The 21,777-nt window shown below is 64.6% G+C and carries 23 protein-coding genes; 13 read left to right on the top strand and 10 right to left on the bottom strand.

The genetic code is table 11. The annotated features are described in order from the left end of the window. The 11 genes from bamA to J7573_RS08615 form a co-directional block, all read left to right on the top strand. On the top strand, positions 1–1,173 hold a 1,173-nt coding region (gene bamA / locus J7573_RS08665; protein WP_294332580.1), incomplete at its 5' end, for an outer membrane protein assembly factor BamA. A 102-nt stretch (positions 1,174–1,275) separates the two neighbouring features. Then, on the top strand, positions 1,276–1,632 hold the full coding sequence (locus J7573_RS08660) for a hypothetical protein (protein WP_294332578.1): 357 nt from the start codon (positions 1,276–1,278) through the stop codon (positions 1,630–1,632). A 279-nt stretch (positions 1,633–1,911) separates the two neighbouring features. Further along, positions 1,912–2,553 carry a hypothetical protein gene (locus tag J7573_RS08655; protein ID WP_294332576.1) on the top strand — a complete coding sequence of 214 codons (642 nt, stop codon included), beginning with the start codon at positions 1,912–1,914 and terminating at the stop codon, positions 2,551–2,553. Beyond that, positions 2,550–2,894: a hypothetical protein gene (locus J7573_RS08650; RefSeq protein WP_294332573.1), complete on the top strand. Its 345-nt coding sequence runs from the start codon at positions 2,550–2,552 to the stop codon at positions 2,892–2,894. Before J7573_RS08655 ends, J7573_RS08650 begins: the two co-directional genes overlap by 4 nt. 21 nt (positions 2,895–2,915) lie before the next feature. Further along, entirely contained in the window at positions 2,916–3,278 is a 363-nt protein-coding gene (locus tag J7573_RS08645) for a hypothetical protein (protein WP_294332569.1), read from the top strand. A 142-nt stretch (positions 3,279–3,420) separates the two neighbouring features. Next, positions 3,421–3,819 carry a hypothetical protein gene (locus J7573_RS08640; RefSeq protein WP_294332567.1) on the top strand — a complete coding sequence of 133 codons (399 nt, stop codon included), beginning with the start codon at positions 3,421–3,423 and terminating at the stop codon, positions 3,817–3,819. 86 nt (positions 3,820–3,905) lie between these two features. Further along, a complete protein-coding gene (locus J7573_RS08635) occupies positions 3,906–4,319 on the top strand; it encodes a hypothetical protein (protein ID WP_294332565.1) in 414 nt (137 codons plus the stop codon). Between the two features lie 106 nt (positions 4,320–4,425). After that, on the top strand, positions 4,426–5,481 hold the full coding sequence (locus tag J7573_RS08630; RefSeq protein WP_294332562.1) for a Rieske 2Fe-2S domain-containing protein: 1,056 nt from the start codon (positions 4,426–4,428) through the stop codon (positions 5,479–5,481). A gap of 28 nt (positions 5,482–5,509) precedes the next feature. Continuing rightward, positions 5,510–6,871 carry an FAD-dependent oxidoreductase gene (locus tag J7573_RS08625; RefSeq protein WP_294332559.1) on the top strand — a complete coding sequence of 454 codons (1,362 nt, stop codon included), beginning with the start codon at positions 5,510–5,512 and terminating at the stop codon, positions 6,869–6,871. A gap of 107 nt (positions 6,872–6,978) precedes the next feature. Next, positions 6,979–7,899, top strand: a complete 921-nt coding sequence (locus J7573_RS08620; RefSeq protein WP_294332558.1) for a LysR family transcriptional regulator — start codon at positions 6,979–6,981, stop codon at positions 7,897–7,899. A gap of 119 nt (positions 7,900–8,018) precedes the next feature. Further along, positions 8,019–8,639 carry a TetR/AcrR family transcriptional regulator gene (locus tag J7573_RS08615; RefSeq protein WP_110635542.1) on the top strand — a complete coding sequence of 207 codons (621 nt, stop codon included), beginning with the start codon at positions 8,019–8,021 and terminating at the stop codon, positions 8,637–8,639. Here the strand turns inward: J7573_RS08615 and J7573_RS08610 are convergent. The 5 genes from J7573_RS08610 to J7573_RS08590 all read right to left on the bottom strand — a co-directional run bounded on the left by J7573_RS08610 (position 8,636) and on the right by J7573_RS08590 (position 12,349). Further along, entirely contained in the window at positions 8,636–9,373 is a 738-nt protein-coding gene (locus J7573_RS08610) for a putative DNA-binding domain-containing protein (protein WP_294332556.1), read from the bottom strand. The two genes, J7573_RS08615 and J7573_RS08610, sit on opposite strands and share 4 nt — an antisense overlap. After that, the gene (locus J7573_RS08605; RefSeq protein WP_294332546.1) at positions 9,366–10,211 is read right to left on the bottom strand and encodes a DUF692 domain-containing protein; all 846 of its coding nucleotides are present in this window, start codon (positions 10,209–10,211) and stop codon (positions 9,366–9,368) included. The genes J7573_RS08610 and J7573_RS08605 overlap by 8 nt, the downstream gene beginning before the upstream one ends. Positions 10,212–10,275: 64 nt before the next feature. After that, on the bottom strand, positions 10,276–10,803 hold the full coding sequence (locus J7573_RS08600; RefSeq protein WP_294332543.1) for a hypothetical protein: 528 nt from the start codon (positions 10,801–10,803) through the stop codon (positions 10,276–10,278). Positions 10,804–11,007: 204 nt separating this feature from the next. Continuing rightward, positions 11,008–11,772 carry a hypothetical protein gene (locus J7573_RS08595; RefSeq protein ID WP_294332541.1) on the bottom strand — a complete coding sequence of 255 codons (765 nt, stop codon included), beginning with the start codon at positions 11,770–11,772 and terminating at the stop codon, positions 11,008–11,010. An 88-nt stretch (positions 11,773–11,860) separates the two neighbouring features. Then, positions 11,861–12,349, bottom strand: coding sequence for a cysteine hydrolase family protein (locus tag J7573_RS08590; protein ID WP_294332539.1), 489 nt, complete (start codon positions 12,347–12,349; stop codon positions 11,861–11,863). Between the two features lie 119 nt (positions 12,350–12,468). On the opposite strand from J7573_RS08590, the gene J7573_RS08585 reads away from it, so the two are divergent. Continuing rightward, complete coding sequence (locus J7573_RS08585; RefSeq protein WP_294332536.1) at positions 12,469–13,320, top strand: sensor domain-containing diguanylate cyclase; 852 nt, start codon at positions 12,469–12,471, stop codon at positions 13,318–13,320. A gap of 84 nt (positions 13,321–13,404) precedes the next feature. Beyond that, on the top strand, positions 13,405–13,701 hold the full coding sequence (locus tag J7573_RS08580) for a DUF3144 domain-containing protein (protein WP_103447561.1): 297 nt from the start codon (positions 13,405–13,407) through the stop codon (positions 13,699–13,701). 3 nt (positions 13,702–13,704) lie between these two features. On the opposite strand, the gene J7573_RS08575 is transcribed toward J7573_RS08580, so the two are convergent. The 5 genes from J7573_RS08575 to J7573_RS08555 form a co-directional block, all read right to left on the bottom strand. Further along, complete coding sequence (locus J7573_RS08575; RefSeq protein WP_294332525.1) at positions 13,705–15,330, bottom strand: methyl-accepting chemotaxis protein; 1,626 nt, start codon at positions 15,328–15,330, stop codon at positions 13,705–13,707. A 285-nt stretch (positions 15,331–15,615) separates the two neighbouring features. Then, positions 15,616–17,580, bottom strand: a complete 1,965-nt coding sequence (locus J7573_RS08570) for a heavy metal translocating P-type ATPase (protein ID WP_294332522.1) — start codon at positions 17,578–17,580, stop codon at positions 15,616–15,618. Between the two features lie 37 nt (positions 17,581–17,617). Beyond that, positions 17,618–18,658, bottom strand: coding sequence for a protease modulator HflK (locus J7573_RS08565; RefSeq protein WP_294332519.1), 1,041 nt, complete (start codon positions 18,656–18,658; stop codon positions 17,618–17,620). Then, entirely contained in the window at positions 18,645–19,667 is a 1,023-nt protein-coding gene (locus J7573_RS08560) for a protease modulator HflC (protein ID WP_294332515.1), read from the bottom strand. The genes J7573_RS08565 and J7573_RS08560 overlap by 14 nt, the downstream gene beginning before the upstream one ends. Next, entirely contained in the window at positions 19,664–21,643 is a 1,980-nt protein-coding gene (locus J7573_RS08555; protein WP_294332512.1) for a protease modulator HflK, read from the bottom strand. The genes J7573_RS08560 and J7573_RS08555 overlap by 4 nt, the downstream gene beginning before the upstream one ends. Positions 21,644–21,777 lie beyond the last annotated feature (134 nt).

Below are 21,777 nucleotides of genomic sequence, written 5' to 3'. Positions count from 1 at the left end.
AACGTCGAGACCCCGGCGGTGCCAGGCACCGACGACCAGGTCGACGTCAACTACAGCGTCGAAGAGCAAGCCTCCGGCTCGATCACCGCCAGCGTCGGTTTCGCCCAGAGCGCCGGCCTGATCCTCGGCGGCTCGATCAGCCAGAGCAACTTCCTCGGTACCGGTAACAAGGTGTCCATCGGTCTGACCCGTTCGGAGTACCAGACCAAATACAACTTCGGCTTCGTCAACCCCTACTTCACCGAAGACGGCGTAAGCCTGGGTTACAACCTGTTCTACAGCAGCACCGACTACAGCGACTACTACAGTGACGGCGTGTCCTACTACGCCATCAACAGCTACGGGGCGGGCGTCAACTTCGGCTACCCGATCAACGAAACCTCGCGCCTGACCTACGGCCTGACCCTGCAGCACGACGACATCAACCCGGGCACCTACAGCGCCGACGAGATCTACGACTTCATCCAGCGCGAAGGCAAGAGTTTCAACAACCTCAAGGCTTCGATCGGCTGGTCCGAGTCGACCCTGAACAAGGGCGTGCTGGCCACCCGCGGCCATTCCCAGGCCCTGACCCTGATGGCCACCACGCCGGGCAGCGACCTGTCGTTCTACAAGCTCGACTACAACGGCCAGACCTTCCTGCCCGTGAGCAAGGACACCACCCTGCGCCTGCACACCACCCTGGGCTACGGCAACGGCTACGGTTCCACCGACGGCCTGCCCTTCTACGAAAGCTACACCGCTGGCGGCCAGGGTTCGGTACGCGGTTTCAAGGACGGCACCCTCGGCCCGCGCAGCACACCGGCCACCGGCACCTACTCAAGCGCCGGCCAGGCCTATTACTCCGACCGCGACACTGACGTGCTCGGCGGCAACATCCTGGTTACCGGCGGCGCCGAGTACATATTCCCGATGCCGTTCATCAAGAACCAGAGCCAGCTGCGCAGCTCGGTGTTCGTCGACGCCGGCAACGTCTACGCCGACACCTGCTACCTGTCCACCACCCAGGGCTGCGGCAACGTCGACCTGAACCAGCTGGCGGTGTCGCTGGGCGTAGGGGTGACCTGGTACAGCCCGATGGGGCCGCTGAGTTTCAGCCTGGCGGCGCCGCTGAAAAAGCCGGACAACGCCGAGACGCAGATCTTCCAGTTCTCCCTGGGGCAGACCTTCTGACTCAGCGCGCACAAATTACCGGTTTTTACCCTCGCTTAACCCAAGTTGACAGTCACCTTGCCTAAGCTGAGAAACATATGAACATGCCTTGCAGGTAACCCCATGCCTCCCTTCGCCCCCACCGCTCTGGCCACAGCCTTGCACGACGACAACCCCGTCTCGCTGCTCGACCTGGTGCAACAGCGCCTTCGCACAGTGCTGGGCCCACGCTACACGGTCATCCTCGCTGCCAGTGGCGACAACGCCAGCCACTACCACCTGGCGATCCAGCACAGCCAGAGCGGCCTGTCGCTGGAAGACAACGGCGCTATCGGCCCTGGCTTCGCCGAGCGGCTGCTGGCGCTCGGCGAGCAGGTCAAGGCCATGCTCGAGTCGCAAACCTTCGCCCGCATGGGCAGCGACGACCCGACGCGCCCACTGGTATGGCTGAGCGATCGGGCTGATTCAGAGGGTGCCTGATGGCGCCACAGGTGTAGTCCTGAACCGTTAGCGTTTCCAGCTTGACGTGCAAGTTCCTTATTCAAACTGTGTTCTTCACATCGACGTCAAGCTGAATATTCAACATCAACACAACAACTTTCCGCCCCACAACTCAATACTTTCCAGTCAATCTTTAAACTTTCAGAAAACCCGCACAACCTTTCAGCTACCTAACTTTTTGTAACCATTTAAACCTATTCATCGAAATATGTATTTTCATATATTTCCCAGCCTCGACTGCAACGACGCGCCTCAACGATGCGCCTGCACAGTCACCGCTATTCAAGCCGCTGGGTGAATATGAAAAAGAAAACACTGATCGCCTCCGCATTACTCAGTACCGCCGTTCTATCAGGTTGTACGGTGACATTGGTTCAACCCTACGATGCCGAGCTTTATAAAAACACTGAGGCCTTCTACAAAAACGCAGCAACGCTACTGCTCAAGGGGGAGCGTGCAAGCCCTGTCAGCAAGCAACAACTTTCAACCTTGAGGGCAAAGGAGGCACGCCAGCATCCCGGGCATTTCAGCCGATACCAGGTGGAATACGACGAGCTTCTGGTCGAAAGCAACACCCTCATCCTGCGGGCGCTGGCCAACGCAGGAGCGGTCAGCGAGCCCGGCAAGCAGCTGCACGCCCGCGTCGAGCACTCGCTGCAAGCGCAGCTCGGCAACCAATGCGATGTGCTGCAGCACGACTTTCCCAACGCCGACCTGACCACGCGCAACTATGTAGACCTCAAGTGCCTGGTCGGCAAATGGCAGCGCGAACATCAGCAAGCCAGCTATCAGGTCTTGAACAAGGCCATTTGGCAAAATCGCAAGAACACGCTCTTCGACAGCATACTGGCCATCCAGGCCGCGACCACCAACACACCGTCTTCAAGGATAACCCCATGAACACCATCATCAATGGCGTGGACCTCGACGCGGTCTTGCTTGAAGCGATCAACGCCGCAAAAACCATCATTCAATCAGATTGGCCAGCCATTCGGGCTGAAGTGGAAAACCTGGGCCGCAGCATGGCCAGAGATATGATATTCCTTCATCAACAGCAACAAGCCGGCACATTGAGTGATAACGATATCGGACTATTCCTCGACGACCAGAAGATAGTGACACGCCTGCGCCTGCGCTCCATTGCGATTGTCACACTACAACTTGCAGAGGCCATTCTCAACGCCATGACTGCCGTGTTCAGGTCGGCCATCTACCGGGCACTTGGCTGTGACGTGCGATAACTGGTCTGCGAAGGAAAATACATGATGGAAAATCAAATCCGCTCTGCCGAGCTGTTGGTAAAGAATGCGCTGTCAGACCCTGAAGTCCTGCAGAAAATCCAGGACGATCCGCATAGCGCGCTCACCGCACTCAAGGAAGAAACTGTACAACAGCTACCGCACCTGGCACGTCCGAGCGATGCCACCACCAATCGAATCTGGATCGTCATTGTCGGTTCTTTCACGCTGGTCATGCTGTACACCGTCTGGATACTGGGGAGTGGTGTCAGCGAAAGCACTATCGAAACCCCAGTGACGAAATCCGACACGATCCTCACCGTACTCATGACGGTGATCAGCTTCCTCACTGGGCTGTTGTCGCCCAGCCCGGTGACCTACAAATAGCACTGAGGGTACTAAAGCACTGAGGAGGCTGAACTTTTACGCTTTTACTGGTCTATCTGAGCAGGCTCACGCGAGCGGATGCGCAGCCTTGAGAGGCAACGCATCCGCGTGTTCAATGATAACCAGGAGATTGCCTGCGCTCATGAAACTCCACTTTTCGAAGCTCCTGTTCGCCAGCCTGTTCGCGTTCGCGGCCGCAGGTTCGGCGTCGGCGTCGGCGATGCAAATGCACAGTCCGAACCTGGTCCAGGCCACTGACACCGCCCTCCACACGCCGGCCAAGCCAGCCCAGAGCCCCTGGCCGAACCTGGCCAGCATCGCCGACGGCCAATCAGGGCCGCTGCTCGCCCATGATGATGACCGCTACTGGCGCGACGGCCGCTGGCATTACCACAGTGAAGACCGCCGCCGCGAAGAATGGCGTCGCGCCCAGTGGCGCCGGGAACAGGCACGCCGTGAGGCCGAACGCCGCCACGAATGGGAGCGCCGCAACGAGCGCGCCCACCACTACGATGATGACCACCGCTACTATCGCCGCTAAGCCCTGGCGGCCATTTGTGCCCGGCAGTTCCTTCGACTATGTTCACAGCAGCCAGCCACTGGCTCGACAGCGAAGGGACTGCAGGCATGAAAACAACGCTTTTCAGGTTCTCCCCACTCCTCCACGGCCTAGCCGGCGCAGCACTGATGGCACTGGCCGGCTGCAGCTCGATCAACGCCCATACCAGCGAATACGTCGGCGGGCCGCACTTTGCCCCGACCAATGCGGCCAATGTCGAGGTACTGCGCCGCGAACCGATCCGCCGTCATGTACGCCTCGGCGAGGTGCTGATCGACGCCAGCGTCGAGCCGCCACCTGCAATCACCGAAGTGGAACAGAAACTGCGCGAGGAAGCAGCGTCCATTGGCGGCGATGCTGCCGTGGTGGTGTATGACCGCATTCAACCGGTGGCCGCCTATGTCGAAGGGCCGCTGTGGGATCGCGATATCCACAAGGTCGAAGGGCGCAAGCTCAAGGCGATCGTGATCAAGTACCAGTGAGCCGCCCATAACCGATTGCACATGAACTACATGCCTGCCCCGCCATGGGCAGGCCGGCACCGCTTCCCTAGCATGGCTCCAGCCATACAAAACAAGGAGAAGCGAGATGTCCAATTCCGCCACCGCCTGCCAGAACGTGACCTGGAACCCGATCACCAAGACCAGCTCGTTCAGCGCCCACGACCGTGAAATCCTCACCCGCCACTGGCACCCCGTGGCCTTCAGCACCGAGGTGGGCGACAAACCCTATGCCGTCACCCTGCTCGATGAGCCCATCGTGCTGTACCGCACTGGCGGCAAGCTCAACGCCGCCCGTGATATCTGCAGCCACCGCGGCGCACCGCTGAGCCGCGGTTGGGTGCAGGGCGAGAACATCATCTGCCCGTACCACGGGCTGCACTTCGGCACCGATGGCCGCTGCACGCGAATCCCCTCGGAACCCAATGCCAACCTCACCGAACGCCACCGCATCCAGATGTACACCGCCCGCGAAGACTACGGGCTGGTCTGGGTGCTGATGGCCGGCAGCGACGCGCCATTCCCCGAAATGCCCTCCTGGCACGATGTCAGCTACCAGCGCATCCTGCCGCCGTCGATCGACATCGCCGCCTCGGCCGGGCGCCAGGTCGAGGGGTTCATCGATGTCGCCCACTTCGCCTGGATCCACCACGACGCCTTCGCCGACCGCGACAACCCGGTGGTGCCGACCTACCGTGCCGAACTCACGGCCCACGGCATGCACGCCGAATACGTCAGCAGCGTCAGCAACTTCCCCAAGCACCTGCAGCATCGGGCGCCCAGCGGCTTCCAGTGGAAACGCACGTTCGACGTGTTCGCACCGTTCACCGCACGGCTTGCGGTGAACTTCCCCGACCCTGAACAGCGCCTGGTCATCCTCAATGCCGCCAGCCCGATCTCGGCGCGCAAGACCCGGATGTTCTGCGCCATCACCCGCAACTTCGACCAGCACCTGCCGCTGGACGATGTGTATGCGTTCAACCAGCAAGTGTTCGAGGAGGACCGCGACATCGTCGAGCTGTGCCGCCCCGAAGACCTGCCCCTGGACCTTTCGCTGGAAATCCACATCCCGGCCGACCGTTCCTCCACCGCCTACCGCCGGGCCCTGAGCGCCCTGGGCCTGGGCCGCGCCTTCACCAGCTGACGGGCAAACCTGCGAGGGAGTATCGAACATGTACAAATGGGAATGCCTGGTGTGCGGCTTCATCTACGACGAAGCCGTGGGGATACCGGAAGATGGCATCACAGCGGGTACCCGCTGGGAAGATGTACCGCAAGACTGGTTCTGCCCGGAGTGCGGCGTGGGCAAGGGTGACTTCGACATGGTTCGCCTGCCGCTGGATGCCCAGGCAGCACAACCGGTTGCTCCACAGGCGCCGGACCCGGTGGTGATCCTCGGTTCGGGGCTGGCCGGCTATACCGTGGCGCGTGAACTGCGCAAGCTCGACGCCGCCATACCGATCGTGATCATCACCCGCGATGGCGGTGAGTTCTACTCCAAGCCCGCGCTTTCCAACGCTTTGCAGAGTGGCAGGCTACCCGAGCAACTGGTCACTGCCAGCGCGGCGCAGATGGCCGAGCAACTGGCAGCAAGCGTGGTTACCGGCACCTGTGTGGAACGCATCGACACACACGCACAGTGCGTGTCTGTCGCCGGCCAGGCACAGCGCTACAGCGCACTGGTGCTGGCGTTGGGCGCGGACCCTCGACGCCCGGCGCTCGAAGGTGACGGTGTGCCGGCAATCATCACCGTCAACGACCTGGACGACTACCGCAGCTTTCGCCAGCAGATCGGCCAGGCCAGCCGGGTCGCGATTCTGGGTGGCGGCTTGATCGGCTGCGAATTCGCCAATGACCTGGGGCATGCCGGCCATGCGGTAACCCTTGTCGACCGTGCCACCTGGCCGCTGAGCCGGCTGCTGCCGGAGCCGGCCGGTGCAGCGATGGCCAGTGCCCTGACCTCGCTCGGCGTGACCCTGGCGCTGGGCACCACGCCCGTCGCTGTACAGCGCAAGGCCGCGGCGTTGCAGGTGCTGATGGCCGATGACCAGGTGCTGGAAGTGGACTATGTACTCAGCGCCATCGGCCTCGCTCCGCGGGTGGAGTTGGCACGCAGCGCCGGGCTTGAGGTGGCCAGCGGCATCGTCACCGATGCTTGCCTGCAGACCAGCGCCCGCAATGTCTACGCCCTGGGCGACTGTGCCGAGGTGCATGGCCTGGTATTGCCTTATGTGCTGCCGATCATGCTCCAGGCCCGTGCCCTGGCGCGCACCCTGGCCGGTCAGCTGACGCCGGTTGCCTACCCGGCCATGCCGGTGACGGTGAAAACCAGCGTGTTGCCTACTGTCGTGGCTTCGCCTTTGGCTGATCAGGGTAGCTGGTCGACCGAACTGCTGGGCCACTGCGACCAGGGGTTTGCCAAGGTGCGTGCGCTGTTCCACGACCCAGCGCGGCAGATGCAGGGCTTTGTCCTGATGGGCGCGGCCACCGGCGAGAAAGCCGAACTGCTCAAGGCGTTGCCGGCCTGGAGGTAAAACGGCACACGCCCCAAGCCACGGTATAGTGTTTAGTATATAGCGACCTATTGACCAGAACCGGCCCAGGGCATTGCGCGGATGCCCCGGGCCTGAGAGAGACTGCCGTGGCCAAAGCCGTGCCGAACTGCGACACCCAACTGCTGCGCACGCTGCATACCTTGTTGTCCGAATGCAGCGTGTCGCGCACCGCCGAACGTCTTGGCCAGAGCCAGCCGGCGGTCAGCGTGGCCCTGCGCCGCCTGCGCCAGCTCACCGGCGACCCACTGCTGGTGCGCAGTGGCAGCCGCATGGTGCTGACCAGTCATGGCGAAAACCTGATTGAACCCCTGACCCAGGCGCTGGCCGGGATCGAGCAGGTGCTGGACCCGATCGACCACTTCGACCCCGCCACCACACGCCAGCATTTTCGCATCAGTACGCCGGACTACCTCAGCGTGTTCTTCGTGCCGGCCATCATCGAACGCTTCCACGCCCAGGCGCCGCTGGCCACCCTGGAGCTGACCCACCTGCAGGCCGAGGGCGGTTACACGCGCGGGCTGGAGGACGGCACGCTGGACCTGGTGATCGGCAACTGGCGCAGCCCTGCACAGCACCTGCACCTGCAGGCCCTGTGCGACGACGACCTGGTCTGCCTGGTACGCGATGATCACCCGGTGCCGCCCGGTGGCCTGACCCGTGAAGCCTACCTGCAGTCAGACCACCTCGACGTGCTTACCCTCGGCGCCTGCGGGCAAGGCACGATCGGCGCCGAACTGGACAAGAGCGGCCTGGCCCGGCGCGTGACCACCACCCTGCCGTACTTCTGCCTGGCACCCTATGCCCTGGTGAAGTCCAACCTGGTGTTCACCACCACGCGCGCGTTCGCCAGGCACTACGCCGAACTGCTGCCGGTGCGCATCGAGCCATTCCCGGTCCCCGCGCAACCGCTGCGCTATTACCAGCTGTGGCATGCGCGCAAGCACCGGGCACAATCCGCGAAGTGGCTGCGGGGGCTGGTGCTGACCGCCGCCAAGGCTATCACCTGACCGCCAGGGCAATATTCCTGCGCACTATCGCTATATATTTTTGTATATTGCGCATTCTCATTCGTTCAGCGCACGGGGCAACGCACCCGGCGCAGCCAGGAACCGTTGCCGTGTACATCATGCCGTTCGAATTGCCACGAGAAACCGAGGACACCCTGAACGCACCGGTGCGGCGAGTCATCCTCGACGCTGCCGGCGAAGCATTCGCCCAACAGGGCTATGCCGCCACCAAGCTCTCGGCGATTGCCTCGTTGGCCAGCCTGCCCCGTTCCAACGTGCTCTACTACTTCAAGTCCAAGGCCAACATCTACAGCCAGGTGCTGGAGGACATCGCCCCCTGCTACCTGCAGGCCTGCGCACCGTTCGCCAGGGAAGACGAACCGCTGCAGGCGCTGAGCCGCACGGTGACGGCGCTGATCAGCCTGTTCGAGCACCGGCCGTTTGCCTCGAAGGTGCTGCTGCAGGAGCTCAAGGAAGGTGGCCAGCGCATTCCCGGCAACTTTCTCGAACACTGGGCGCAGCAGGCACGGGAAAACACCGCACATGTGCGCCAGTGGATCAGCAGCGGCAAGCTGGCGCCGGTGAATCCGGAGCATGTGTTGCCGTCGGTGTGGGCCATCGCCCAGTCCTGCCTCGGCCTGGGCTGGCACGCCCCCAGCCAGGCCGGGCAACGGATCGACTACCAGGCTGCGGCCGATTCTTCGTTGCGCCTGCTGCTCAATGGGCTGGCGCCGGCCTAGACCCGTCGGGTACCGAGCACGACGCCCTGAGCTTTCAGGCTCTGCAATAGCGCAAGGCCTGGTGCCTCGATGGCGGTGGCTTCCATTCCGGTAGCCTCGGCCAGCACCGCCAAGTGTTCACGCCCACTCAATGGCTGATCCTGCAACGACACCAACAGTGCATGGGCCAGCGGCGCAAGGCGCGAGAAGGTCACCTTGTGGCCTGCACCTCGGCAGGCCAGCAGCAATGTCGGCTCGGCGGGCGGCTTACTCGGCAGATGCTCCGGCCCGATGTGGCTGACCGGCCAGGCATAGGCCAGCGGCACGGCGAGGCTGGACAGCACAGGCACGCCTTCGAGCAGATCACCTTCAGGGTCATGCTCAGGTTCGGCAGCATCGCTCAGCAGCAAGGCCGTTTCGATCCACTCGTAATGGGCCAGTTCGGCGACCCAGTCGAGCTGGTCGGTGCGCCCTTGCAGGTACTCGACCCACTCGCCGCCCACTTCGGTGAACAGCGGCGTGTGGCAGCGATGGTGGGCATAGAAGTCTTCACACAACCCCTGCCAGTGTTCGCTGGCGAGGCTGACATGCAGCACCGGAAAGCTGCCGGCCAGCAATGACTGCAGGTTGCCGAAGAACAGTTGCCGGTACACCGCCAGGCGCCGCGCCTCGATACCGGGCGGCGGCGGATTGGCCTGCGGATCGCGGATATGCCCGGCCATGCGCAGTTGCTGTTCGCGCAGCGAGTCAGCCATGGCGCACCGCCAGGGCCTGCGCCACGGGTTGCAGGCTGCGAATGTGCTCCACCTCGGCCAGCAGTTCGGCCAGCGGTGGCAGGTTGAAGTCGCGTTCGAGCAAGGTCGGCACCGGACCCAGGTGCTGGTAGGCACTGGCCAGCAGGCCCCAGACATCAGGCCTGACGCTGGCGCCATGGGTGTCGATCTTCAGGTCCGGCGCTTCGTCGTAGTGCCCGGCCACATGCAGGCAGACCACCCGTTCGGCCGGCACCTGGGCGAGGAACTCGGCAGCGTCGTAGCGATGGTTGCAGGCATTGACCACGATGTTGTTGATGTCCAGCAGCAGGTCGCAGTCCGCCTCGCTCAACACCGCCTGAAGAAACGCGATCTCGCTCATCGCCTGATACGGCGCGGCATAGTACGAGATGTTCTCCACGGCGATACGCCGGCCGAGGGCATCCTGGACTTCAGCGATACGCCGGGCAGTATGGCGCACGGCTTCGTCGGTGAACGGCATCGGAATGAGGTCGTACAGATGGCCGTCATCGGCGCAGTAGCTCAGGTGCTCACTGAACAGCGGAACCTGATGACGGTCGAGAAAGGCGCGGATCTGGCGCAGGAAGCCATGGTCCAGCGGGGCTGGGCCGCCCAACGACAATGACAGGCCGTGGCAGGACAGCGGGTAGCGCTCGGCCAGTTGCGCCAGGCCTTCGCCGAAGGCACCGCCGACGCCAATCCAGTTGTCCGGGGCGCATTCGAGAAAGTCCACGGCGCCGGCGTCCATGTTCAGCAGTTCGGGCAGCAGCCCACGGCGCAAGCCCAGGCCTGCGCCCTGCAGGGTTGAAGAAGTGCTCATTGGCTTGTTCCTTGTGGTGCAGCGCCCTCCCCGGCCCATGGCCTGGGGAGGATGCCGCCGAGGGTCAGTTCTTCGCCTGGCTCAGTTTGCTGTACAGGTCGGTCGGGAATGGATTGCCATTGGCGTCGAACTGGTGCTTGCGGAACTGGTACACCTCGGCCTCGGAAAGATAGCCGTCGTGGTTGGCGTCGATCGCATCGAACTCGGCACCGGCCTTGGGAGCGACCGCCAGCAATTCGGCACGGGAAACGCGGCCATCATGGTCGGCGTCGGTACTGGCGAACGAAGCATCGCCACATTTGCCTTCACCGCATTTGCCTTCGGCCTGGGTGACCTTGGCCTTGGCACCGCTGGCGCCACACTTGCCCTCGCCGCACTTGCCTTCAGCCTGGGTGGCTTTGGCCTTGGCGCCGCTGGCACCGCACTTGCCTTCGCCACACTTGCCCTCGCCGGCCTTCTCTGCAGCCGCCAGTTGGTAGCCTTGCGGCAGTGCCTCGACGGCAAACGCCGAGGAAGCCAGGTTGATGCCGCCCACCAGGGCGATGCTCAGCAGGCCGAGACGGGTCTTGTTGGGGAACTGGATACGGGACATGGTGTTTCTCCTGAAGTCGTAAGGTCTTGCCTCAAGGGCGAAAGAGCCAGGGAACGCAGGCCGTAGGGCTTGTTCGTTCGGGCTGGCCCATTTGGCCCCAGGGATGTATCCCGGGCGTATCAGGAGAGCGAAGGATTTGTAAGCGAGTAGGCATGGCAGGCGCCTTGATACAGAGCGATACAAGCGCCTGCCGGAGTGCAGAAGTCAGCGGCGGTCCAACAGCTTGGCCAGGGCGAAGGTCGCCACCACGGCCAGCACCACGGCAGCGGCAATGGCCGGCACGGTGCCCCACTGTTCGATGAAGCTGTTCACCGTCAGGTAGAAACCCAGCACGCCCACGCCGCCAATGGCGTTGCCGCGCACGATCGCGCCCAGTTCGTGGTGCCCACCCTGAACATGGGCGAACACCGCCAGCGGCCAGGCGATCACCGGGATCGGCGCCAGCAGGCCGCTGGCCACCGGCCCGAGCCACTCGGCACTGGCGGTGATCGCCACCAGCAGCGCAGTGGCCGTGAGCATGCGCATCGGGATCACCCAGCGTGGCAGTTGCACCACCTTGGCGGTGCCGGTGGGCGCCGGTTGCGAGGTGACGACGATGATCAGGCTGAGCAGCGCCAGGGTCACCACCACCGACAACGCCATCCAACCCAGGTGGCTCATCAAGGCCGCCATGGCCGCGTAAACCGCCAGCGCGGCGATGCAGCCGGGGAATGCACCGATCCGCCGCGTCACCCGGTAGTAGAACAGGTAGGTCGCCTGGACCGCCGCCAGGCCGGCCAAGGCCCCCGGCACGGCCTGCAAGGCAAAGCCAGGGCCCTGTTCCAGGCTCAGGAACAGCACGACCAGGGCTGAAGTGACCGGCAGGCCGGAAAGCAGCCCGCCGATTTGCGTGCCCCAACGTTTGGCCGCCAGCGAGATGGCCAGCATGAGCGTGGGGGTGATGAGGAACTTGAGGTAAAAGGCAGTCATGGGGAGCTAGCGCGTTTCGATAAGGAAGGGGGCCAGGTGCATCGGCGTCCCCATGCTAAACGATGCGCGCTGGCTTTTCGCGGTTTTCTCAGCGGCCCGACTGCGCGATCTCGGCCAGCACCTCGGCTCGGGTGGTCACGTTGCCAAAGTGGTGCTTCCAGAGGTCGGTACCCAGTTTGCCGGAGCGGTCCAGCGATGAGCCGACGGTCAGGTCGGTCACCAGGGTCGGGCATAACCCGGCATCGAACAGCGCAAAGCCTGCCGCCAGCACGCAGGTTTCGGTCTGCATGCCGCACACCAGCACGCGCTCAACGCCGAGCTGCTTGATGTGGGCGATGGTCTCCGCGGTCTGGCCATAACCATGCTTGATGAACACCTGGTCCACCTCGACCAGGCACTCGTCTTCAGCCGCCGGGTGCCAGCCAAGCTGGCGCTGGAACGGCGTCACCTGTTCATCGTGCAGTTCGACCGAGGCAATCGACGGAATGCTCGCTGACAACAGACGAATCCCGTCTACCAGCCATTCGGGTGGGCTGAAGGTGGACTGGACATCAACGATGAGCAGAACCTGCTGCATGAACGACTCCTGAATGCTCAAAACGGCCGCGGAGTATATCTGTTTGAATGGCCGCTGGTGGAACCAACCCTGCTCTGTGTATGCTGGCCACGCCCGAGCCCGATGCAGCGGACGCCCCTATGCCTGTTGACCTGCAAGCACTTTACCCGAAGCTGATCCAGCTGATGCTCGACACGGTGTTCGTGGTCGACCGGGACAACACCATCGTGTTCGTCAGCAATGCCTGCGAGGCGTTGCTCGGTTACCGTGCCGACGAGCTGATCGGCACCCCGATCACCCGCTACATGCACCCCGAAGACCTGGACGCCACACGGGCCTCGATCATGCGGGTGATGAACGGCCAGTCGCACAGCGACTTCCGCAACCGCTACCTGCGCAAGGACGGTGGCGTGGTGCACATCCTCTGGTCGGCCTTCTGGTCCGAAGAGGTGGGCGCACGCATCGGCGTGGCGCGCAACATCACGGCACTTACCCAGGCCGAGCAGCAGTTGCGCTTTCTCGCCCACCATGACCCGCTGACCCGGCTGTGCAACCGCTCGCTGTTCAACGAGCGGCTGGCCAGCGCCCTGCGCCACGGGCGCCCGTTTGCGCTGCTGTTCCTGGACATCAATGACTTCAAGGGCATCAACGATGTGCACGGTCATGCCATCGGTGACCAGGTGCTGTGCGCCGTCGCGCGGCGCCTGGAGGACTGTGTCGGCCAGCAGGACACGGTGGCGCGCATGGGCGGCGACGAGTTCACCGTGCTGCTGACCGACTTGAGCTCGGCGGGCGCCGTTGCCGAAAAGATGGCCCAGATCTTCGCCGTCATGGCAACGCCGCTGGTTAGCGAGCAGCGTGCGCTACCCATGCCGTCCTGCAGCATTGGCGTGGCCCGCTACCCGGACGACGGCGCAGACATCGACACCCTGCTCAACTGCGCCGATGACGACATGTACCGCAACAAACGGCGCCGTTCCGTGGCGCGCTAGGCTGCTGCCGGAAATTGCTGCCGGCAGGTGCCCGCTGTGGCATGCTGCGCGCCCCGTACGACAGGCCCACACAGGTATCCCGCCATGACCCAAGCCACCGACCAGGCATTCTACGACCGCGCCGATGCGCATATCGACCTGGCCAACCAGCAGCTCGACACCCTCGCCGACATCGGCAAGGTCAGCGCCTCGATGACCTTCGCCGCCAGCCGCTTCAGTGCCTGGCTCAGCGCCCGCAACTTCAAGTCCGGCGCTGAAATGGCCGCCGCGCGCGAGGAAATCCTGAAGTACTTCAGCGAACAGTACCGGATGATGCTGGAAGACAACGTCGACGAGTACATCGAGCAGTTCGACCGTTACGTGCTGGGCAAGGACAGCTGAGCGTCAGACCCTGAAGCGCCCCACCAGCGCCGTCATCTCCCCGACCAGCCCTGACAACGCCTGGCTGGCCTCGCTGGTCTGCTGCGCACCCGCCGCCGAGTGGCTCGACAGCTCGCGGATGTTCAGCAGGTTGCGATCCACCTCACGCGCCACCTGCGCCTGTTCTTCGGCCGCGCTGGCGATCACCAGGTTGCGCTCGTTGATCGCGCCGATGGCGCTGTAGATGCCTTCCAGCACCTGGCCCGATGCCAGGGTGACGTCGAGTGTCGACTGGGCCCGGCTGGTACTGGCCTGCATCGACGCAACAGCCGCTTCGGTCCCCTGCTGCACGCGGCCGATCATCTGCTCGATTTCCTGGGTCGAGGCCTGGGTGCGGTAGGCGAGCGTGCGCACTTCATCGGCCACCACGGCAAAACCGCGCCCGGCATCCCCGGCGCGGGCCGCCTCGATGGCCGCGTTGAGTGCCAGCAGGTTGGTCTGCTCGGACACCGAACGGATCACTTCCAGCACCTTGCCGATATCCCGGACCTGCCCCACCAACTGCTCCAGATGGCCGCTGCTGGTCTGGATCTCACGGGTCATGGCCTGGGTGCCGTCGATATTTTCGCTGACTTGCTGACGGCTTTTCTCCGCCAACTGATTGGACTCGTGGGTCGCCTGGGAAGTAGTGACCGCATTGCGTGCGACCTCCTCCACCGCCGTGGTCATTTCAGTGACGGCGGTGGCCGCCTGCTCCAGTTCCTGGCCTTGCTGGCGCAGGTTATTGGCACTTTCTTCGGTAATCGTGTTCAGTGCACCCGTCGCATCGGCCAGCTGCCGGGTGCAGCTGCTGATCTTGCCCAAGGTATCGCGCTGGCTCTGCTGCATGCGCTCCAGCTCATGGAACAGCTGGCCGATCTCGTTGCGTTGCTGAGCCTGCACCGGCACGCTCAGGTCGCCACCGGCAATTCGCTGGAAATGCCGACCCGCCTCGCGCAACGGGTGCAGCACGCGCTGGGCGATGAAGGCCCAGCACAGGCCGGCAAGCAGCAGCGTCACCACCAGCAGCGCCAGGCTCAGCTGTTGCGCGCGCTCCAGGCGGCGGTCGGATGCCTGCATGATCTGCTGACCGCGCTCACTCAAGGCAGCGACCAGTTGCTGGCGCAGCGCTTGCAGCCGGCCCATGGCGTTGCCGGCGTCGGTGTTGACCTTGAAGTACTGCTCCAGCGAGCCTTGACGCGTGGCGTCGCGCTGCCCGGCGACCGCCCTGGCGTACTCGCCGAAAGTGGCTTGCAGCTCGCTGGCCAGCGCGTGCAGCGTCGGTTCGCGGGCGTTGTCGACGAACTCGTCGATCAGCTTCCGGCTCTTGTCGTTCAGCTCGACCGACAGCGCCATGCGTTTGTTCGCACTCTCGTCGTGGCCGCCCATTTGCTCGATGAAACCCGAAGACACGTTGGCACTGGCGCGGATCGCCATCAGCAGCGCGTTGTTCAGCCGGTCCGACTGGTGTGCGGTCTGGTCGAGTTCGGTGATCTGCTCGTCGCTACCCAGCGCCGCCCGCCAGGCACTGACGGTGGAAAACAGCAAGGTCAGGCTGAACAACAACAGCACCCAGAACATTCCGGTACGGATCTTCAAGTCGGCAAACATGCAGGCAGTACTCCTTGTTGGCACCACTTCTGGTCGAGGTTTCGACGGTGGGTGAGCAGCTATCGGAGTTGCCGTGGCAGGCTTGAGTGCGCGAATGCGGCTTGTGTTCGGTAACCGAACGGATATTACCTGCGCCTTGCGCCGCAATGCGCGAAATGATCCGCGCATTCAGCACCCGTGACACCCACGGGGCAAGCTGCGGTGTCTGGCGCGACGCACCGCAGAGGTAAATGGCGTTATATGATTTCAAGCTGGAACAACAACGCGGACTGACGCCGTGCCCAGCTAGGGCTGCAGCGCCGGGGCCGCGTTGCTTTGCGCAAGCCGTTCGTCATAGCGCAACAGGCGCCCGGCGTTGGTCAGCACCAGCAGCGTGCTGAGGTTGTGCAGCAGCGCAGCGACCATGGCCCCCGCTGCGCCCAGCAGGCCGAATGCGGCGGCGACCACAATCGCCAAGGTCCAACCCAGGCCGATCAGCACATTCACCTGAAGTGTGCGTCGGCACTGGCGGCTGAGGCGGATGCAGGTGGCCAGGCGCCGCAGGTCGCCGTTGATCAGCACGATATCCGCTGCGGCCAGGGCAATGTCGGCGCCGTTGGCGCCCATGGCCACCCCGACCACACCCGCCTTCAGCGCCAGCGAATCATTGATGCCATCCCCCACCACCAGCGGGCGGAAGCCCAGCTGCAGTTCCTGGTTGACCTGGTGCATCTTGTCTTCCGGCAGGGCTTCGGCCACCACCCGCGTCATGCCGACCTGCTCGGCAACGGCTTCGGCGACACGGCTGCGGTCACCGGTCAGCAGCAACTGACGCTGCAGGCCAAGCTCACGCAGCTGCTGCATGGCCTCGGCAGACTCTGCCCGCACATGGTCGGCCAGCAGCAGCCAGGCGAGGAACTGCCCGTTCAGCGCCAGGCCAGCAATCGGGCCGTCATGCTCGGGCACGGGCGGCACCTGCAGGCCCAGTTGGCGGAACAGCTCCGGGCGCCCCAGGGCCGCCTCACCCTCGGCCGTGTGCGCCACCACGCCAAAGCCCTGGCGTTCGTGGATGTCCAGCAGGGCCAGATGCTGCTCATGGGGCACCAACGTCGCCAGGGCCCGGCTGACCGGGTGGCTGCTGGCGGCGCCGAGGCTGGCCGCAAGGTTGACGATATCGGCCTGGGGCAAGCCCGCCGCCGTGCCGACCACGCTGCGCAGACGCAGGTCGCCGTAGGTCAGCGTGCCCGTCTTGTCGATCACCAGCGAAGACAAGTCGGCCAGTTCCTCGAGGAAGGCCGAACCGCGAATCAGGATGCCATGCCGGGCAGCGACGGCAATGCCTGCCACTGCCGTCGCCGGCGCCGATAGCACCAGGGCACACGGGCAAGCAGCCACTAGCACGGCCAGCATGGCCTGGGCATCGCGGGTGATGAACCAGGTCACGGCGGCAATCAGCAACACCAGGACCAGGTAGCGCCCGGCGTGGCGTTCGAGCAGCCGGGTAATGGGCGGCTTGGCTTGCTCGGCGCGCTGCATCAGGGCGATGACCTTGCCCAAGGTGGAGTCATCGCCAACACGGGTGACCTCTACCCGCAGCAAACCGTCCAGGTTGATCGAACCCCCATGGATATCCATGCCGCTGGCCACTTCCAGCGGCACCGCCTCGCCGGTGATTGGCGCGGTATCCAGGCTGGCCTGGCCTTGCAGGACACGGCCGTCAGCCGGCACACGGTCGCCGGCGCGCACCTCGACCTGGTCGCCTGGCTTGAGGCTGGCGTTATCGACCTCGCGCACCTGGCCATCGGCATCGATCAGCCGCGCATGGCTGCGGGTCAACTGCCCCAGCGCGGCAATGGCCTCTTGCGACCCCAGCACGCTGCGCTCTTCGAGCATGTGCCCGAAGATCATGATGATCGGCAGCAGTGCCGCAGTGGCCAGGTCGCCGGTTGCCCAGGCACCCAGCATGGCCAGGGCGATCAGCTGATCGGTGAGGCCATGCAGGCTGGGGTGCAGCAGGCTGTACCAGGCCGAACGCAGTACCGGCACCGCCACCAGCAGCGAGGCAGCGCCCAGCAGCAGTTGGCTGACGCCCTCTTGCGTCGGCGCCAGCCAGCGCCAGACCAGGCCCAGCGCCAGCAACCCCAGGGCCAGCATCGCCAGGCTCAGCTGGCGTGCGGCGGTGCGCTGTTCGGCCTGCGACAGCAAGCCGGACGTTAGGTGAGTATGGGCATGGTGATGGTGCCCGTGACCATGACAGTGATGAGTACTCATCGCGAGCAGCTCCAGAACTGGTAAAAAGGCATCGTAGTCATTGTGCAGGGCCCTGCAGGATCATGTGCCCGGCGTCATCTTTGTTGACGGTGGTGACCGACCCGGCGCGCGCCAGGATCGCCGGCACCCGCTCACGGTAGAGGCGCAGCAGCAACTGCGGATCCTGCTGTTGGGTCAGGCCGACGATCGTCGCGGTGGCGGCCTGGGCGCGGGACAAGCGCTCACTGGCTTCGGCCTGGGCCACCTGCACGGTGCGGTCGGCGGCCTGAGTGGCCTGCTGCAATTGGCGCGCAGCATCATTACGGGCCTTGGCGACCGCCTGCTCGGCCTGCTGGCTGGCGGTGAGCACCGCGTTGAACGCGCTGACCGCCGACCACGGCAGCGAAGACTGGATGTCGACCCGCACCACCTCGATGCCCAGGCTGGCACCGGCCGAACGCAGCCGCGCCAGGCTGCCATTGATGCCTTGCTGCAGGTCACCGCGCAGCCGCTCGCGTTGATCGGCCAGACGGGCATCGCCGCCGACCAGCTCCGGGCGCGCGACCAGGATGGCATCCATGTCGCGCGAGGCGCAGATCTGCACGGCGTTGCGTTCCACCAGGCGGTCCAGCGCGGGTTGCACATGTTGCCCCTGGCGCGCGTAGGCGTAAGGGTCACTCACCGTATAGAACACCCGCACGTCCAACTGCACGGCCCCGGCATCGCCGGTCAGCAGATAGCCGGAACCTGCCGTGGCATCGCTGGCCAGGGTGCCGTCCTTGTCGGATTTCTGCGCAAGCTCCGAGCGCAGCAGCAACTCCACCCGGCGTTCGGTGACCCGCGCTGCCGAGGGCAACATCACCACTTGCTCGAAGGGCTCAGGCCAGGCCAGCAACAAGCCGGCATTCTGGATGCGCTCCTCGGCCCCCAGGCGCAAGACCACCGCACGGTTTTCCGGGCCTATCTGGCGCACATTGCCAAACAGCCAGCCCACCGCCGCCAGCACCACCACCACGTACAACGCCAGGAAGCCGATACGCCCCGATTGCAGCCAGGGGCCGGCGGGCAGCCTGGCCGACAACGGCTCACGGCTTGCCATGGTCAGCCCCCGCCGGCAGCACAGGCCCCTCTACCAGGGCGCGGAACGGTGCCGCGTCGGTGCGCAACACCAGCTTCGTGCCGGGGTTGATGACCGACCCGAGGGTGTCGAGCGAGCGCAGCAAGGTGTACAGCTGCGGTGCACCGGCATAGGCCTTGCCGTAGATGTCCGCCGCCTGTACCTGCGATTGCGCCTGGATCTGCGCGGCCTTCACGCTGGCATCGGCCTGCAGGATACGGGCATCACGCTCGGCGGCCGACTGGATCTCGGCTGCCTTGCGCTTGCCTTCGGCCGTGCGCTCGGTGGCGATGGTCTCGCGTTCGGCGCGCATGCGGTCAACGGTGGCTTCGAGGGTGACCTTGGGCAAGGTCAGGCGCTCGATGCCCACTTGCACCACGCGCACCCCGTAGCTATTGAGCAGTTGCTGTTCGATCTGCTCACGCAGGCGTTGCTCGAAGCCATCGATACGCACCCGGCTGGCATCGACGTTGACCAGGTCGGCCAGTTCGAAACCGCTGGCCGTGGTTTCCAGGGCCGAGCCCATCAAGGTACGGATCTGCCGCGCCGCCTCGTCGGGCTGGTTCTGCACCGCGCGCATGAACAGCTGGATGCTCTGCGGATCGGCCGCCACCTGCCAGGCGACATAAGCCTGCACGATGATGCGCAGGCCATCTCGCGTGCCAACATCCTGCAGCCCGCTTGAGGTGGTGCGCAAGCGCAGGTCGACCGGTACAGCAGCCTCGAACGGCACTGGCCAGCGCCAGTTGAGCCCGGGTTCGATCAGTACCCGCGCCGGGTTGCCGAAACGTGTGATGACGGTGGCTTCGCCGACACGCACCTGCACGAGGCAGGCCGTCGCGGCCATGATCAGGACCAGCAGCAGCGCTACCCCGACACGCAGCCAGGCGGGACGAGCACGGCCGTGACTATCGGCATGATCGTGATCGTGATTGTGGTCGTGGTCGTGGTCGTGGTCGTGGTCATGACCATGTGCGGTATGGGAACTCACGGGTTACGCTCCTGGGTACGGCCGGATGCGGGTTTCGATTGTGAAGGGTCGATGGGCGCTGCAAAGCTGCGCAGGTCCAGGGTCGGCGCCTGGTTCGCCGCCAGCCGGTGATCGATGATCAGGCTGCTCGCCTGCGCCATGCCTTGGGACAGACGCTCCAGGTACTGTTCGAGGATGAACGCCTGGCCTGCGTGCAGCCAGGCGGTGTGCTCGGCATCGAAGCGCAGCGCGGCGGTGTCGGCCTTGGTCTGGGTTTCATGGGCGTCGGCCGTGGCCTTGTCGGTCAAGGACGTGGCGCTCTGGCGGGCTTCGTCAAGCTTCTGCGCGGCCTGCCCGCGGTCACGGGCAACCAGCGCCTGGGCGGTGATCTGCGCGGCCTGCACGGCATGGTAGGCATTGGCCGCGCCGGCGGGCGGGTGGATGGCCTCCACCGAGGTCGCCAACAGCTCTACCCCGGTATCCATGCGGTCGAGGTCCGCCTGCACCGCACGGCCGATGTCACGGCCGAGTTCGGCGCGTTCGGCACCCAGCAGACCATCCAGCGAACGCCCGGCAAAATCGTGGACCAGCACGCGATTGGCCACGCTGCGCAGCAGTTGCTCGACGTTGGCCGTGTGATAGGCCGCCGCCAAGGCGGCCGCGTCGCTCAAGCCGATACGGTAGATGAAGCGCACATCCATGTTGACGATCTGGAAGCCCTGACGCCCGCCATCGGCACCGGCAATCACCTGGGAGTTCTCGCTCAAGTGAGTGGCGTCCCACAGCCGGTTGGCGGTGGTCGGCGGGGCACCGTCGGCAGCCGCCAGGGGTTCGCTGACGCCCTCGGCAGTGGTCGTCGCCAATTCATGGATGATGCTGTTGTCCACTGTCAGCACCTTGCCAAAGGGCCAGGGCAAGCCGACATGCAGGCCTGGCGGGTACACCGCCACGGGGTTGCCAAAGCGTTCGTAGACGCCGCGGTTGTTGGTCGGCACCTCGACGATGCCGGTCAGCAGCCAACCGACCAGCGCCACCAGCGCCGCCACCGGCAGGAATGCCCGCCGCATGAAGGCGAACGCCCATACCTGGCGCAGGTCGATGCCCAGGCGTTCATGCAGTTCATCCTGCAGCACGGCCAATGGCCGCGGTGGCCATTGCAGGAAGTCGCCCGCCAGGCTGCGCGCCACCAGCGCCGGCTCTTCGCCCGGGCGCGAGGGGCGGAACATCGCCAGCACTGCCCGTGTCAGCAGCTCGAGCGCGGCCACGCCAGGCAGCAGGCCGATCAGCACCGCCAGGCGGGCCGGCCACAGCCGCTCGCCATCAATGCAGACCAGGCAGGCAATGGTCAGCACCTGCACGGCGATGACCAGCCGCAAGGTGGCTGCAAGTGCCGCGGCCTCGGGCCAGGTCGCCTCGCTTTCAGCCATCAGGTGGCGTTCGAGCACGACCAGGCAGAACGCAAAAACGGCCAAAAGGCCGATAGCAACCCACGTCACCTGCCCTGCCACCGTCGGTGTCGGCAGGTCGAAGCGCCAGGCGCCCTTGACCAGCAGCAGTGCCAGGCACGCCAGGCCAACCAGCCAGGGGGTTTCTGCGCCAAGCCTGCGCCATTGCCGTCGGCAGGCATCGGCCACGTCCCGGCACCAGCGATCGAAACGGCTGAGCGATTCAGGTTCGACGGTTACTTCAGCAGGGCGTGAGAACAGCAGCGGGACAGGTGCCTGGCCCATGGCAGTCGCGCGCCAACTGGCCACCTGCCAGGCCGACTGCGCGGCGCCCGCCAACAGAAGCAGCACGGCGCCGTTGACGGCGAGCAGGACCAACCAGTAGGAGTCAGGGCTGAATATTCCGATCAGCCCCTGCAGTAGCGCCAGCAGCACAGCAACCGCCAGCGCCAGGTACATCAGCTGCCTCAACTTGCGCGCATGGACCAGTGCACGCTGAAAACGGGGGTAACCATCGAGGTCGGCGGCCTCAGTGTCTAGATCGACTCTCATTAAGACTCCAGGAAATACCAGGCTTCGCAAGTCATGAGCCGAAGGAGCTGACGGCCACCGGCGACGAGCGGCGTAACGTTATAACGACAAATGTAAAAAATTTGTCGCAAAACGTAAAATTGGCATTTGGGCCT

This window comes from Pseudomonas sp. (genome assembly GCF_017744435.1).
In the GTDB taxonomy this organism is placed as follows: Bacteria; Pseudomonadota; Gammaproteobacteria; order Pseudomonadales; family Pseudomonadaceae; genus Aquipseudomonas.
Note: the sequence above shows the minus strand (reverse complement) of the source record. Positions and strands in the feature narration are given on the sequence as shown.

Excerpts from the sequence above, each read along its gene's own strand:
- J7573_RS08660 (WP_294332578.1), top strand. The coding sequence starts at position 1,276 with ATGCCTCCCTTCGCCCCCACCGCTCTGGCCACAGCCTTGCACGACGAC.
- J7573_RS08655 (WP_294332576.1), top strand. The coding sequence starts at position 1,912 with ATGCGCCTGCACAGTCACCGCTATTCAAGCCGCTGGGTGAATATGAAA.
- J7573_RS08650 (WP_294332573.1), top strand. The coding sequence starts at position 2,550 with ATGAACACCATCATCAATGGCGTGGACCTCGACGCGGTCTTGCTTGAA.
- J7573_RS08645 (WP_294332569.1), top strand. The coding sequence starts at position 2,916 with ATGATGGAAAATCAAATCCGCTCTGCCGAGCTGTTGGTAAAGAATGCG.
- J7573_RS08640 (WP_294332567.1), top strand. The coding sequence starts at position 3,421 with ATGAAACTCCACTTTTCGAAGCTCCTGTTCGCCAGCCTGTTCGCGTTC.
- J7573_RS08635 (WP_294332565.1), top strand. The coding sequence starts at position 3,906 with ATGAAAACAACGCTTTTCAGGTTCTCCCCACTCCTCCACGGCCTAGCC.
- J7573_RS08630 (WP_294332562.1), top strand. The coding sequence starts at position 4,426 with ATGTCCAATTCCGCCACCGCCTGCCAGAACGTGACCTGGAACCCGATC.
- J7573_RS08625 (WP_294332559.1), top strand. The coding sequence starts at position 5,510 with ATGTACAAATGGGAATGCCTGGTGTGCGGCTTCATCTACGACGAAGCC.
- J7573_RS08615 (WP_110635542.1), top strand. The coding sequence starts at position 8,019 with ATGCCGTTCGAATTGCCACGAGAAACCGAGGACACCCTGAACGCACCG.
- J7573_RS08610 (WP_294332556.1), bottom strand. The coding sequence starts at position 9,373 with ATGGCTGACTCGCTGCGCGAACAGCAACTGCGCATGGCCGGGCATATC.
- J7573_RS08605 (WP_294332546.1), bottom strand. The coding sequence starts at position 10,211 with ATGAGCACTTCTTCAACCCTGCAGGGCGCAGGCCTGGGCTTGCGCCGT.
- J7573_RS08600 (WP_294332543.1), bottom strand. The coding sequence starts at position 10,803 with ATGTCCCGTATCCAGTTCCCCAACAAGACCCGTCTCGGCCTGCTGAGC.
- J7573_RS08595 (WP_294332541.1), bottom strand. The coding sequence starts at position 11,772 with ATGACTGCCTTTTACCTCAAGTTCCTCATCACCCCCACGCTCATGCTG.
- J7573_RS08590 (WP_294332539.1), bottom strand. The coding sequence starts at position 12,349 with ATGCAGCAGGTTCTGCTCATCGTTGATGTCCAGTCCACCTTCAGCCCA.
- J7573_RS08585 (WP_294332536.1), top strand. The coding sequence starts at position 12,469 with ATGCCTGTTGACCTGCAAGCACTTTACCCGAAGCTGATCCAGCTGATG.
- J7573_RS08580 (WP_103447561.1), top strand. The coding sequence starts at position 13,405 with ATGACCCAAGCCACCGACCAGGCATTCTACGACCGCGCCGATGCGCAT.
- J7573_RS08575 (WP_294332525.1), bottom strand. The coding sequence starts at position 15,330 with ATGTTTGCCGACTTGAAGATCCGTACCGGAATGTTCTGGGTGCTGTTG.
- J7573_RS08570 (WP_294332522.1), bottom strand. The coding sequence starts at position 17,580 with ATGAGTACTCATCACTGTCATGGTCACGGGCACCATCACCATGCCCAT.
- J7573_RS08565 (WP_294332519.1), bottom strand. The coding sequence starts at position 18,658 with ATGGCAAGCCGTGAGCCGTTGTCGGCCAGGCTGCCCGCCGGCCCCTGG.
- J7573_RS08555 (WP_294332512.1), bottom strand. The coding sequence starts at position 21,643 with ATGAGAGTCGATCTAGACACTGAGGCCGCCGACCTCGATGGTTACCCC.